This window comes from Sphingobium sp. L-44, assembly GCF_056859495.1.
Genome location: NZ_JBSXOQ010000096.1, coordinates 1 through 12701, shown reverse-complemented (window position 1 = coordinate 12701; position 12701 = coordinate 1). Strand labels below are relative to the sequence as shown.

11 protein-coding genes, 5 pseudogenes and 1 other annotated feature are annotated in these 12701 nt (G+C 60.3%); of the genes and pseudogenes, 9 read left to right on the top strand and 7 right to left on the bottom strand.

Translation table 11 applies throughout. The annotated features are described in order from the left end of the window. Positions 1 to 213: 213 nt before the first annotated feature. A complete protein-coding gene (locus tag AC13EK_RS13990; RefSeq protein ID WP_010337093.1) occupies positions 214 to 1221 on the top strand; it encodes a COG3415 family protein in 1008 nt (335 codons plus the stop codon). Between the two features lie 49 nt (positions 1222 to 1270). On the opposite strand, the gene AC13EK_RS13985 is transcribed toward AC13EK_RS13990, so the two are convergent. Genes AC13EK_RS13985 through AC13EK_RS13975 form a run of 3 tightly spaced genes read right to left on the bottom strand, consistent with a single transcriptional unit; the run spans position 1271 to position 2785 of the window. Continuing rightward, positions 1271 to 1711 (bottom strand): hypothetical protein, encoded by a 441-nt coding sequence (locus tag AC13EK_RS13985; protein WP_010337092.1) that lies wholly within the window; start codon positions 1709 to 1711, stop codon positions 1271 to 1273. Continuing rightward, positions 1701 to 2567, bottom strand: a complete 867-nt coding sequence (locus AC13EK_RS13980) for a DNA polymerase III subunit epsilon (RefSeq protein ID WP_483022251.1) — start codon at positions 2565 to 2567, stop codon at positions 1701 to 1703. Before AC13EK_RS13980 ends, AC13EK_RS13985 begins: the two co-directional genes overlap by 11 nt. Before the next feature lie 50 nt (positions 2568 to 2617). Then, a complete protein-coding gene (locus AC13EK_RS13975) occupies positions 2618 to 2785 on the bottom strand; it encodes a hypothetical protein (protein WP_483022250.1) in 168 nt (55 codons plus the stop codon). 429 nt (positions 2786 to 3214) lie between these two features. On the opposite strand from AC13EK_RS13975, the gene AC13EK_RS13970 reads away from it, so the two are divergent. Beyond that, positions 3215 to 3490 (top strand): ArsR/SmtB family transcription factor, encoded by a 276-nt coding sequence (locus AC13EK_RS13970; RefSeq protein ID WP_010337089.1) that lies wholly within the window; start codon positions 3215 to 3217, stop codon positions 3488 to 3490. A gap of 57 nt (positions 3491 to 3547) precedes the next feature. After that, positions 3548 to 3751: a hypothetical protein gene (locus tag AC13EK_RS13965; protein WP_138984436.1), complete on the top strand. Its 204-nt coding sequence runs from the start codon at positions 3548 to 3550 to the stop codon at positions 3749 to 3751. A 141-nt stretch (positions 3752 to 3892) separates the two neighbouring features. On the opposite strand, the gene AC13EK_RS13960 is transcribed toward AC13EK_RS13965, so the two are convergent. Further along, positions 3893 to 5256, bottom strand: a protein-coding gene (locus AC13EK_RS13960; protein ID WP_483022249.1) for an IS3 family transposase whose coding sequence is annotated in 2 segments (ribosomal slippage) — positions 3893 to 4906 and positions 4909 to 5256 — 1362 coding nt in all. Because the reading frame shifts where the segments join, the coding sequence is not laid out codon by codon here. Positions 5257 to 5347: 91 nt separating this feature from the next. Here AC13EK_RS13960 and AC13EK_RS13955 point away from each other — a divergent pair. Further along, positions 5348 to 6289: pseudogene (locus tag AC13EK_RS13955) on the top strand (xanthine dehydrogenase family protein molybdopterin-binding subunit); the annotation flags it as partial. A gap of 93 nt (positions 6290 to 6382) precedes the next feature. Here AC13EK_RS13955 and AC13EK_RS13950 read toward each other — a convergent pair. Together AC13EK_RS13950 and AC13EK_RS13945 are read right to left on the bottom strand one after the other, a co-directional pair. Then, positions 6383 to 6800, bottom strand: a pseudogene (locus AC13EK_RS13950) (low affinity iron permease family protein). A gap of 142 nt (positions 6801 to 6942) precedes the next feature. Then, positions 6943 to 7709 (bottom strand): annotated as a pseudogene (locus tag AC13EK_RS13945) (IS5 family transposase). A gap of 92 nt (positions 7710 to 7801) precedes the next feature. Between AC13EK_RS13945 and AC13EK_RS13940 the strand changes: the two are divergent. The 3 genes and pseudogenes from AC13EK_RS13940 to AC13EK_RS13930 all read left to right on the top strand — a co-directional run. Next, a complete protein-coding gene (locus tag AC13EK_RS13940; protein WP_483022248.1) occupies positions 7802 to 8047 on the top strand; it encodes a hypothetical protein in 246 nt (81 codons plus the stop codon). A 96-nt stretch (positions 8048 to 8143) separates the two neighbouring features. Further along, positions 8144 to 8656, top strand: coding sequence for a hemerythrin domain-containing protein (locus AC13EK_RS13935; RefSeq protein WP_483022247.1), 513 nt, complete (start codon positions 8144 to 8146; stop codon positions 8654 to 8656). Between the two features lie 141 nt (positions 8657 to 8797). Then, positions 8798 to 9991 (top strand): annotated as a pseudogene (locus AC13EK_RS13930) (IS256 family transposase); the annotation flags it as partial. A gap of 49 nt (positions 9992 to 10040) precedes the next feature. On the opposite strand, the pseudogene AC13EK_RS13925 reads toward AC13EK_RS13930, so the two are convergent. Then, positions 10041 to 10277, bottom strand: a pseudogene (locus AC13EK_RS13925) (transposase); the annotation flags it as partial. Positions 10278 to 10355: 78 nt separating this feature from the next. Between AC13EK_RS13925 and AC13EK_RS13920 the strand changes: the two are divergent. Next, a protein-coding gene (locus AC13EK_RS13920; RefSeq protein ID WP_407673531.1) for an IS3 family transposase occupies positions 10356 to 11584 on the top strand; the annotation gives its coding sequence in 2 pieces (ribosomal slippage) (positions 10356 to 10644 and positions 10644 to 11584; 1230 coding nt in all). Continuing rightward, positions 10637 to 10751 (top strand) — a sequence feature (AL1L pseudoknot). Its footprint overlaps the gene before it by 115 nt. A 135-nt stretch (positions 11585 to 11719) precedes the next feature. Continuing rightward, positions 11720 to 12701 (top strand): Ig-like domain-containing protein (locus AC13EK_RS13915; RefSeq protein ID WP_483022246.1); only part of this gene is annotated, 982 nt, incomplete at its 3' end.

The following is a 12701-nucleotide window of genomic DNA, read 5'->3' as shown; positions in this document are numbered from 1 at the left end:
CCTCCTTCCCCCCAAACGATCGAGGTCGCTTGAAGCAGCCGTCTGAGACGACGGCTTCGCGACGTCCTGCAACCGAATGACGAACCTGCGGTGAGAAGCCTCGCCGCCTGCGTTCGCGCGCCTCGAATTCAACGATCCTCTCACTGCCGGTGGCGACCGCTTCGCCTCGGCTGACTGCCTGAGAAAATCATCAGATGAGAAAGGAAAATGTCCATGTCCAGTGGCAGCCCTTATGACATGTCCGCAGTAGGTCCCCACCGCAGAGCCGAAGTTCTGCGCCGCATCCGCGTGCTTGACGCCTACCTGGCAGGAGAAATCGCCAGTCCAGAGGCGATCGCCGAACTCGGCCTTTCCGTCCCTACATTCTGGCGACTGCTTCGTGTCTGGCGTCAGTCGAAGCGCCCGGACCTGATCGGCGCCTCGGGACGCGAGCGAAAGCCGCGTATCCCCGTGACTCCCGACCAGAAGAAGATCATCGAAGAGGTCGAGCGCACACACCCCCAGACGCCGATCAAGCAGCTGGCCGCCCTGTGCCTCGAACTCGCCGCGGTGCGCGGCGTCGAAATGCCCGGAGGAAAGAACATCAGGAATTATGCGGGCGAGTATCGGCGTTCCCATGGCCTGCGTCCACCCGGGGTCCACGACATCATCCTGGGTTTCTGCGCCATCGACATCCCGATCGAGCATCCCGAACATGGCGTAATCGCTCCCATCATGTCCATCCTCCTAGACGTTGGCGAGGCTCCCATCGTTCTGGGCCTATCGCTCACATTGGGCGAGCCGACGCCTGCGCTTGCAGCACGCACGATCCTCGATGGCATAGCGCGAGCGGACTGCCCCCGAATTACGCCAGCCCGGCTTGTTGAACTTCCGCTGGGAACTGACCCGACCTGGCAGGCGCTAGCGAACGCTACATCGGATGCAGGCCTTCCGACAAAAACCCAACTTCTTCGCCCACGGTCCGGACAGAAAATCAGCGCCTTGCTGGGCAAGCGTCCAGCCGGGATCGTCCTGTTTCCCAATCTGACGGCTCGAGCTGCAGGCGAACGGATAATTCGCATGCGGCCGGGAGACCCGATCTCGCTCGAGAACGCTGAGACCATGTTGAAAGCACGTTTGGCCAGAGCCTTCCCCGGCATGCGCATGGCCATCACCAACGACGCGGAGGCCAGGGGGCGCCTATCCGCCAGACTTCACGATATCGCGATTGGCGTCGAGTGACGTAAAAAGCAAGTGCCGCGACTGAAGGCACCCAGAAAAGTTGCCCTGCCTACAAGTCTTTCCGTCGCACGACGCTGTTAGCGTTCCTGGCGCCATAGGCGAGCATGTTGGACACGAAATCCGCCTCGTCCGACAGGAGGTCCGCCAGGACGTTCGTGACCGTCCTCGACCAGCAATGCATGACATAGGAATCGCCCATGACGGGCGACTTCAGCAGCAGACACCAGTCGCCATCTTCTCCTCGCACTCGATCGAGACGATGAAGCGCAGCCAGAAAATCGCAGTTTGGACGAACAACACGAACCCACGCTGTCGCAAGCTGACCTCCAATGTCCCTATTTTCGCGCTCTGCCGCGAAAACGGCGAAATCGGCTATCCACTCTGCGCTTGATAGCGCCTGCCCGATCCACCGATCATATGCGGCAAGGGCAGGTGCGTCCTCTGCCTCCTCCCGCCGCGACCTTTCATCGCCACCTTCCTCATCGTGCATAGCGGCTGCTCCATGTCACCCCTTCGAAGTCAGCGCCCTGTCCTGTGGAGCGGTAGTGGTCGCCGTAGACATGGGCATCGAGCCAGGCTTCTTCGGCGTCTCGGTCTCGGACTTCCTTCCACCAAACCTTCATCGTCGGATTCCACGCATACCCGCGCTCCTTGAGAAGCCCCCTCACGTGAAAGGAAGCGCCAAATGCGCGGACCAGCCAGCCATCTCTCGAGCCGTTCTCCATGAGGATCGCCAAAGCGGTCCGACCCGTTTCGAGTCGGGAACGAAGTATCTGTATCCCGGCATCCACCTCCGCGTGCGACACCTCCGGATCGGTGAAGTAGCCACACTGGCTCAGAATCCACCCCAGCTTAGAACTCTCGCAGCCGCGTTCCTGCCACCCAATGTCCTCGATGGAGCAGGCCCAGCTCATTCCCTCTATCGCCGGGAGCAGTTCATCGACGAACGGCCGGACGAACATCGCATTATGTGCGACCCGAATATTTGCAGATCCGATCACCTTTGCAGCCTCGGCGCGGTCAATCGAAGTACCCTCGACGAGGGTGGGAGAGACAGCCAAGCCCCGAATTGGTTGTCCCGGCTCCTGATGCCACACGTAAGGACGATCCAGTCGTGTGATGACGTGATCCTCATCATAGGTGAAGCGGCGCGCGGAGAGCTCCAGCACAACATCGGAAGCGTGGTCCAGACCGGTGGTCTTCACGGCCACGACCACGCCCACGCCTGCCACGGGGTCGGCGCCTTCCGGCGTCGGCCCCGTGGCGAGCGAGAGGCGGTGCAGGACACGCTGGTCAGCAGCCGGCGTGCCCGGAAACGCCGATTTGGCGTCCAGTCCATTTCTCATGTCTATCCTTTCGGAGATCTGCCCTCAGAGGGGCGGCCGCTCCAGCCAGATCAGTGGCAGGCGGCTTCCAGAACTGCGTCGACAATCCCTTCACGCGAACCGGCGTCGTCACCGGAGCGAAGGTCGTCGAGCAAAACAGGGTCGGCGTCGAGGCCAAGACCCAGAGCGTGCATCAGAATCGCACGCTCGCAATTGTCGATGTCAGTTGCAGCTTCCATGGCATTTCGACCGCGAAAGAGCTGTCGGGGTGCGTACATCCATGCCATCGGGTCATATTCAATGCCCTCCCTCTGAAACCTCGCACTGACTTCCGTAGCCACAAGAAGCAGGCGTCCGAGCTGACGGTTTGTCATCATCACGTGCACGTCGCCGCTGCAGTCTGGTGACAATGGGTCCAGAGGCTCCCACCTGAGCGCGTTGAATTGTCCTGTTGGTTCCAGTCCTACTGGTATTCGCATGGTGTCGCACTCCCACAAAGCCGGGGCTGCCGGCTGGTTGATACCTCGGTTTTTGTTCTTGGGAGCCTCAACATAGCCGATCGGCTATATAATTCAATATCTGTTGAAATATTATTTTTAGTTTTTTCGGTTAACTCCAGTTTACAATTGGGATTGCCATTTCACACGATGGCCACTAATTCAATTTTCATGGAAATGTCAGACGCCCTTTCTGCTTTGAGCGCCTTGTCTCAACCGACAAGGCATCGATGTCTGGAGCTTCTTGTGCAGAGAGGTCGGGCTTCGGCCGGCGAGTTGGCAGAGGCGTTGGGCACGCCCGCCAACCTCCTGTCGAGCCATCTTTCGATCCTGTCGGCAGCGCGCCTGATCACGTCGGTCAGGGAGGGACGGTCAATCATTTATTCGCCGGACAAGGCTCGGCTGGCTGACCTGATCAACCATCTCGTCTCTCTGGCCTCTGCTTAGCCTGGTTTCAAGGCGCACGATAAGCACCCCGGCCTGGTTGGCCTACATGGCGATTTCGTGGGCAACAATGTCGAGATGCGTGCAACCTTCATCGCTGCGGGACCCCATATCAGGCAAGGTGTGGCGCTGGAGCCGTTCAGGAACGTCGATGTCTATCCATTGGTGACTACGTTGCTAGGCCTCAAGGCCGCTGCGTCGGATGGCACATGCCTTGTGGCCGATCAGATTCTCAAAGATCGCGCCGGGTGCAGCACCAAATGATGCTTCAAAGTCACGGGTCCCTCTGGTCTCACTCATCCATGCAGAACACCGACCGAACACGCCGACCTGTCCGTCGTCAGAACATTCGGCACAACTCGCGGCGTAGATTAGCGGAGTGCGGACCTCGTCAGGGGGTTGATGTTAGGCGGCGAACTTGCGGTGCTGCAAGCGCCGATGTTCGATGGTCTGTCGCTTGATCCTTTCGCGCAGTTTGATGATTGCCAGAGCCCTGCCGAAGTAGGCGTCGGCAGGCGTCACGTTGGCCAGGCTCTCGTGGTATCGCTGGTGATTGTAGTGCTCGACGAAGGCCTCGATGTGGGCTTCGAGGTCGCCGGGCAGGAAGTAGTTTTCCAGCAAGATGCGGTTTTTCAGGGTCTGGTGCCAGCGCTCGATCTTGCCCTGGGTTTGGGGATGACACGGGGCGCCGCGGACATGGCTCATCTTCCGGGCCTCGATGTATTCCGCCAGCTCACCCGCGATGTAGCTGGGGCCATTATCGCTGAGTAGCCGGGGTTTGTGCAGCACCGTGGCGCTGTCGCAACCAGAAGCCGCCAGGGCGAGGTCCAGCGTGTCGGTGACGTCCTCGGCTCGCATGTTGGTGCACAGCTTCCAGGCGATGATGTAGCGCGAGAAGTTGTCGAGCACGGTCGACAGATACATCCAGCCCCACCCGATGATCTTGAAGTAGGTGAAGTCGGTCTGCCACATCTCGTTCGGCCGCATGGTTTTCGTGTGGAACTGATCGGCAGCCTTGATCGCGACATAGGCCGGGCTGGTGATCAGGTCGTGGGCCTTCAACAGGCGGTAAACCGTGGATTCCGACACGAAGTAGCGCTGCCCATCGGTGAAGCGCACGGCCAGTTCCCGGGGGCTCAGCTCAGACTGTTCCAGCGCCAGCTCGATGATCTGGTCGTGGATGCCCGCCGGGATGCGGTTCCACACCCGGCTCGGCGCCGATGGCCGATCTTCCAACGCCTCCGGCCCGCCTTCGAGGTAGCGATCATACCAGCGGTAGAATGTCCGACGAGGGATGCCGAGTTGGTCCAGCGTGCGCTTGGCCGACAGGTGCGACTGCTCGACGGTTCTGATGATCTCGAGCTTCTCGGATGCGGGATATCTCATTCGTCGTTGCCCCCATCCGCGACCATGCTTTTTTTGAGCAGACGGTTTTCCAGTGTCAGATCGGCCACGCATTCCTTCAGGGCCCGGGCTTCGCGGCGCAGGTCCTGGACCTCTCCGGTGGTCGCGGCACGGGCGGTGTCGCCGGCCAGGCGGCGCTTGCCAGCTTCCATGAACTCCTTCGACCAGGTGTAATACAGGCTCTGGGCAATGCCTTCCTTGCGGCATAGCTCGGCGATGCTGTCTTCCCCGCGCAGGCCATCCAGCACGATGCGGATCTTGTCCTCGGCCGAAAAGTGGCGCCGGGTCTGTCGGCGGATGTCCTTCACTACCCGCTCTGCTGGGGCCTTGGCGGGCGATTTTACATTGGAGGATCTGGGCTTCATCTTCGTTCCTTCGTCACTACGACGAAGCCCAGATCCTCCTTAAATCACAACCTCAAATCTGTGCCATTGGTGCTGACGGCGGACAGGCTGGGGTATGGCGACCGGCATGTGGGACGCCATGTTTTCGAAATGCGCTGCCCGCGCGACTTTAAGCGCTGACGGCAGGTTGGAAGTCGCAAGTGCCATGTCGGATATCGGTACAGGCACCTATACAGTGATGACGCAGGTCGCCGCCGACACGCTCGGTTTGCCAGCAACTTCAATTACAGCTGTCTTGGGAGATTCCAGTCTTCCACAGTCGCCGGTCGAGGGCGGATCTTGGGGCGCGGCCTCGGTCGGCGCGGCGGTGCAGCTTGCCTGCCAGGCAGTCGCCAAGAAGTTGGTCAAGGCCGCCGCCAAAATCGAAGGCGCGCCACTGGATGGAGCGAAGGCGGACGAACTGATTTTCGAGAACGGCCATATCCGCCGTGCCGACGGGCAAGGGCGAACAGTGACCTTCGCCGAGGCTATGGCGGCGGCAAGTCTCGACACAATTGAGGCTGAGGAAACCGCCGCGCCCGGGCCACTTGATATGATCAGCCTGATGCGTAAGTCCCGCAACACCCATAGCGCGGTGTTTTGCGAGGTGCGGGTAGATGAGGAGCTGAAGGTTGTGCGCGTCACGCGTATCGTCAGCGCCGTCGCGGCCGGCAGGATCATCAACCCCAAGACCGCGCGCAGTCAGATCCTCGGCGGCGTCGTGATGGGGATCGGTGCCGCGCTGCATGAGGAGACATTCACCGATCACCGGCTCGGGCGCTTCATGAACCACAATTACGCCGAATATCACGTACCGGCCCATGCCGACATTCACGACATCGAAGTGATCTTCGTCCCCGAGCCCGATCCCGAAGTGACGCCACTTGGAGTGAAGGGGCTAGGCGAGATCGGCATCGTCGGCACCGCTGCTGCGGTCGCCAATGCCTTTTATCATGCCACCGGCGTCCGCGTGCGCGACTTGCCGGTCACGATCGACAAGTTGCTCCGGGACTGATCTCGGCCGCGCTGTCATCGCTGACCGGCGAAAATCTTGCCTGGCCGACTCACCAAACGTGGGGCGTCCTGCTGGAGCATGATGCTCTTGCGATCAATAGCGCCTGAGAAGCGTTTCGACAGACCGGGTCACGGTGCGGTTCTTGTCCGATTTCCTTTCATCGCGAATATCCTTTTCGAGCGCCTCGCGGATGGCGCTGATTTGCCCGTCCGTGAGATGCTCGATGCCCACGAATTCGACCCGCGCCTTGTCCAGCGCGCGCAATATCTCGTCGAGCTTGGCCTGCATCGCTGCGCCATCCCGGTTCTGGCTGTTCTGGATCAGGAAGACGGCAAGAAAGGTAAGCACGGTCGTGGCCGTGTTCACGATTAACTGCCAGGTATCGGAATAATTCAGGAAGGGCCCGCTGATCGCCCATATGATCACCGCAATAGTTGAAAGAATAAAAAGCAAGGGGCTGTCCCATGATGGTAGCGGAACGCGTGGCTACAGCGGTAAAGAAGCGATCCATGGTAAGCGTAACATCCTTCGGTGATAGAGAACATGCTGCCCGGGGCGCACATTCAAACTATGGTGGTAATCGGCGCGCTCAAAGATGTCGCGTCGAACCCCTCTCCATATCATCTCCGGATCGAGATGTTGACTGACCTGAATTAGGCCGTAGACTCATAAACGCGAAGCCACAGCCGCATTGAAGCGAGTTGTACCATGGCAAGGAAGTTGGTGGCGAGTTTGTCGTATCGCGTGGCGACACGGCGGAAGTGCTTCAGTTTGGAGAAGAAGCGCTCTATCAGGTTGCGCTCGCGGTAGAGCCGCTTGCTGAAGCAGGGTTTCCACTTTCGATTGGATTTGGCCGGGATGTTCGGCGTGGCCCCTTGCTCTTCGATCAGTGCACGGATGCGGTCGGCGTCGTAGGCCTTGTCAGCCAGCACGATTGTACGCGGCCCGAGATGGTCAAGCAGCGTGTCCGCGACCTGTCCGTCATGCGCCTGTCCCGCCGTCAGGCCGAGCCGGATCGGGAGCCCTTGCGCGTCAACGACCGCATGGATTTTGGTCGTAAGCCCGCCTCGGGAACGGCCGAGACAATGATCTCGATCCCCCTTTTTACCGTCGCGGCTTGCTGGTGGGCACGAACGGAAGTGCTGTCGATCATCTGTATGTCGCCGTCGTGCGCGGCGGTGATGGCATCCATCATCCGATCCCATACCCCGGCCTTCCGCCATCGCACGAAGCGGTTGTAACAAGTGGTGCGCGGACCATAGCGGTCGGGCAGGTCGCGCCACGGCGCACCGGAGCGCAGCACCCAGAAGATGCCGTTCAGCACACGACGATCATCGACACGCGGGACGCCCCTGGGCTTGTTGGGCAGTAGTGGCTCGATCACGCGCCATTCGAAGTCGGTCAGATCATATCGGCTCATGCCAACGCATGAATCAGAACTCTGCGCGATATGAAAGAGGCTACTCGGTTCGACACGTTGCGGCCGCCGTCCAGAGGTGCAACATACAAGCCATGAGCGAGCATGCCAGTACGAAACTTCTCAACCTCGCGACCGGCTTTGCCGCGATGCAGGAATTTCTAGAAGCATATTGGGAACGGGGCGACCGAACTTCCGAAGATCTTGCCGCATTGCTCGGTAGCTTGGAAATCGATCCCGCTCAGCGGGCCGATTGGGCCGACGCGGTAAATCGCGTGCTTGGAAGCAAAGCTCGACCTAGCCGTAAGGCCATTCAGTTTATGAGTTCACGGCCTAATTAGACCAGAGGGCCGGTTTTCTTTTGCGAGTCGTTCGCGGGGAACTGTGGGGCTCGAGCGGGATTTTCGGCTAACAGGACTGCACCACAGGAGACCGCTATGCCGACCGAGAAGTACGCCGATGCGATCGCATTGCTCAAGGCTGATCACCGGACGGTCGAGGAGCTGTTCGAACAATATGAGAGTGCCAGCGCGTCCTCGAAGAAATCGGCGATCGCGCAGCAGATCTGCATCGAGCTAAAGATTCATACGCTGATCGAGGAAGAGATTTTCTATCCTGCGTTCCGCGGCAAAATCGAGGACGATACGCTCGACGAAGCGTATGTGGAGCATGACGGTGCCAAGGTGCTGGTCAACGACATCGAAGCCGGATCTCCCGATGACGCATTCTACGATGCAAAGGTGAAAGTGCTTTCCGAAGAGATCAAGCATCATGTCCATGAAGAGGAAATGAGGGGCGAGGGCATGTTTGCCCAGTGCCGCGATACTGACGTGGATCTGGTCGCTTTGCGCGATCAAATGCTGGCACGCAAAGAGCAACTGATGGAAGAGGCGAAGACGAAAGGGCTCCCCGTCGCTACGCCGACCGCCGTCAATCTTATTACTGCCTAACCGTCCTCGCCGAAGCGCGGTCCCGATCTTCGACTGAAAGTTCCGAAGTGACGCGCGTTTCGGCTTTGGTGCTTCGCTCCAATAGGGACTGTCAGGATTTCCGTGTGTGGCCGGGCATAATGGGCAACAAGGAGTCCCACTATGTCACGACGCAAAGAACCTGCCATACCGAATGAGCTTCTCGATCAGCTTTTGGCGGGCGGCGCTGCCAGTGCCGCCTTCGAGCAGGGCGGTCTGCTCGATTCGCTGAAGAAGGCGCTGACAGAGCGTGCCCTGAATGCGGAGATGGATCACCACCTCGCTGGCGAAGACGGCGCCGGCAACATGCGCAACGGCTACGGTCGGAAGACGGTAATGACCGACACCGGCAAGTTGGCGATCGACGTGCCGCGCGATCGCCAGTCGAGCTTCGACCCGCAGTTGATCGCCAAGTATCAACGCCGCTTTCCCGGCTTCGACGACAAGATCGTGTCGATGTACGCGCGCGGCATGAGCACCCGCGAGATCACCAGGCACCTGCACGATCTATACGGCATCGACGTCTCACCCGATTTGATTAGCACGGTGACCGACGCCGTGCTCGATGAGGTCGCCACTTGGCAGCAGCGGCCGCTCGATCCGGTTTACCCGCTGGTCTTCTTCGACGCGATCCGGGTCAAGATCCGCGACGAGGGCATGGTGCGCAACAAGGCGATCCACATTGCGCTGGGCGTCCGCGCCGACGGCGCAAAGGAGGTGCTCGGCTTGTGGCTCGAGCAGAATGAGGGTGCCAAGTTCTGGCTTCGGGTGATGAACGAGCTTCGCAACCGTGGCGTTGAAGACATCCTGCTGGCCGTCGTTGACGGCCTGAAGGGCTTTCCCGATGCGATCGTCCAGACCTGCATCGTTCACCTGCTGCGCAACTCGATGGACTTCGTCTCCTGGAAGGACCGAAAGAACCTCGCCAGCGCGCTCAAGGAGATTTACCGTGCCACCGACGCAGATGCCGCCGAAAAGGCGCTGACAGCATTTGAGGCTGGCCCTTGGGGGCAGCGCTATCCCGCCATCGGCCAGAGCTGGCAGCGCGCCTGGGGCGAGGTGATCCCGTTTTTTGCGTTCCCCGACGAGGTCCGCCGGATCATCTACACTACGAACGCCATCGAAGCTTTGAACTCGAAGCTCAGGCGGGCTGTCAGGGCCAGGGGACACTTCCCCAGCGACGAGGCCGCCACCAAGCTGCTCTACCTGATCTTGAATCGGTCGGAGAAAGAGTGGAAGATGCCACCACGTGAGTGGACCATGGCGAAGGCGCAATTTGCCGTGATCTTCGGCGAACGTTTCATCAGAGCCATGGCGGGCCTGATGATCAACCGCCCGGCCGCACACGGAAATCCTGACAGTCCCGCGTGTGGCGACGGAACGCCACCACCATTGCCTCCTCCGCCTCGGTCAGGGTCGTTGAATGAGGGGCCTTCGGCCCGGTCTTCAGATCCTCGACCGTCGCCCTCTTACGCCACTTCGCCATCGTCTTGGGGTTGATCCCCAGCTCACGGCTCAGCGTCGCGAGCGAAGCTTGCGATCGCTGTATTGCTGCTCGGACAGCGTGCGTGGTCGTGGCGCTCCCGTGACGTACCTGTCCCATACGGCTTCCTTCCATTCCAACGAAATGAACCGCCCCGGCTTTCCCGGAGGCTCCAATTTGTGGGAAGGAGCTTTCTTTATGAGCAAGACCCGGAACAAGTTTTCTCCTGAAGTCCGCGAACGCGCGGTGCGCATGGTTGGCGAGCATCGCGCCGATTACGGCTCGGAGTGGGAGGCGATGACCTCGATCGCCAGCAAGATTGGCTGCACGGCCGAGACGCTGCGCCGCTGGTGCCGTGAGGAGGCAAGCCGACGAACGGCACCAGCGGCGCTGGCCGCCGATGATCAGGCCCGGCTCAAATTGCTGGAGCGCGAGGTCAAGGAACTGCGGCGCGCCAACGAGATCCTGCGCAAGGCATCAGCGTATTTTGCGATGGCGGAGCTCGACCGCCGCGAGAAATGATGATGTCGTTCATCGACGCCCATCGTGAGGATCTGGGTATCGAGCCGATCTGCCATGAGTTGGCGATCGCCCCGTCCTCCTACCATGAACATGCACGTCGCCTGGCCGATCCTGGCAGGCGCCCCGCGCGTGCCCGTCGTGATGACGAGATCAAGGCGCAGATCAAGCGCGTCCACGAGGCCAGTTCCGGGCTCTATGGAGCGCGCAAAGTCTGGCACCAGTTGCTGCGCGATGGCGTGGCTGTCGCCCGGTGCACCGTGGAGCGCCTGATGGCGGCCATGGGGCTGGCGGGCGTTCGGCGTGGCAAGACGACGATCACCACGGTCAGCAATCCGAAAGCCCCGTGCCCATTGGATAAAGTCAATCGCGAGTTCCGCGTTGAACGTCCCAACGCATTGTGGGTGGTCGATTTTACATACGTCCACACCTGGGCCGGCTTCGTTTATGTAGCTTTCGTGATCGACGCCTATGCCCGCCGGATCGTGGGCTGGAAGGTCAGCACGTCGGCTACCGCCGGCTTCGTGCTGGACGCCTTGGAACAGGCGATACATGCCCGCAGGCCAGGGCCGGAAGATGGCCTGATCCACCATAGCGACAGGGGTGTTCAATATCTCGCCATGAACTACACCCAGCGCCTGGCCGAAGCCAACCTCGTGCCATCGGTCGGCAGCGTCGGCGACAGCTACGACAATGCTTTGGCCGAGACGATCAATGGCCTCTACAAAACTGAGGTCATCTGGCGGCAGCGGTCATGGCCCAGCGCATCGGCCGTGGAAATGGCTACCCTGCGTTGGGTCGACTGGTACAACAATCAACGCCTTTTCGGCCCCATCGGCTACATCCCGCCCGCCGAGGCCGAGGCAAACTACTATGCAGCCAGAGAGACCCTCGATATGGTTGCATGACTCAATTCAAAATGCCTCCGGGAAAGCCGGGGTGGTTCAAAAGGATCGCACCATCAAACCGTGGGATCAAACACCTAGGCCTTCTTTGTTTCGTCTCGCACAGCTTGCAGTCAAATTTTATTTCCGTACAGAATATTGGACCGTCCCGCTATCTGTGCAGCCTTTAAGCTATTGAGAGTACCCATGAAGATCGAAATCCTTAACAAGAAGTCCGGTGATCGTCGCCTTGCCGAAGACGTTAAGGGTATCGTGCTCGATCACCCCTCGGTTATTATGCTCAAGCTGGCCCCGGAAAAGGTCGCCCGGTTTGAGCGACGTGGCGAAGATCTTGTTCTAGTGCTCAAGGATGGCCAGGAAATCGCCATTCCGGGTTTCTTTGTCAAATATCCCGAAGGCGATACGGACCAAGGACATGCTGATGTCGGCAATGGCGCGGCTGACGCAGCCGCCGAGGAAGGCCGTAACGAATTGGTCCTGATCGATGATCAGGGGGTTGCCTGGTGGGGGCAATATCCTGAGCAGTGGTCGGAATTCCACTTTACCGAAATCGAATGGAACGATGGCGCGGGCTTCATCTGGTGGCCCTGGCTGCTGGGGGCGTTGGGTGGCGGCGCGGCGATCGCCGCCCTTGCTGGCGGTTCGGGCGGCGGCCGCGGCAAGCCCGGCGATCAGAACCATCCGCCTGTTGCTGAGGATGATCGGGCCATCGGCAGCGAGGACGGCGGTCCGATCACCGGCAAGGTGCTGACCAACGACAGCGACCCGGACGGCGATCCGCTGTCCGTGACCAAGTTCACAATCAATGGCACGACATACAATGCCGGCGATAAGGCGATCATCGCGGGGGTCGGCAAGATCACCATCGGCAGCGATGGCAGCTATTCTTTCACGCCCGCGCCCAACTGGAACGGCACTGTGCCGACGGTGACCTACACGGTCAGCGACGGCGAAGGCGGAACCGACACAGCCGACCTCGTCATCACCGTGACGCCGGTGACGGACCTGGCGGCGGCTGACGACAGCGCGACCACGGCGGAGGACACGCCGGTCAGCGGCACGGTGGCGACCAACGACAGCACCACCAGCGGGGGCGCGCTGACGTTCGCGAAGGCGAGCG

Coding starts and splice junctions, on each gene's coding strand:
- AC13EK_RS13990 (WP_010337093.1), top strand. CDS start 214: ATGTCCAGTGGCAGCCCTTATGACATGTCCGCAGTAGGTCCCCACCGC.
- AC13EK_RS13985 (WP_010337092.1), bottom strand. CDS start 1,711: ATGCACGATGAGGAAGGTGGCGATGAAAGGTCGCGGCGGGAGGAGGCA.
- AC13EK_RS13980 (WP_483022251.1), bottom strand. CDS start 2,567: ATGAGAAATGGACTGGACGCCAAATCGGCGTTTCCGGGCACGCCGGCT.
- AC13EK_RS13975 (WP_483022250.1), bottom strand. CDS start 2,785: ATGGAAGCTGCAACTGACATCGACAATTGCGAGCGTGCGATTCTGATG.
- AC13EK_RS13970 (WP_010337089.1), top strand. CDS start 3,215: ATGGAAATGTCAGACGCCCTTTCTGCTTTGAGCGCCTTGTCTCAACCG.
- AC13EK_RS13940 (WP_483022248.1), top strand. CDS start 7,802: ATGAGCGAGCATGCCAGTACGAAACTTCTCAACCTCGCGACCGGCTTT.
- AC13EK_RS13935 (WP_483022247.1), top strand. CDS start 8,144: ATGCCGACCGAGAAGTACGCCGATGCGATCGCATTGCTCAAGGCTGAT.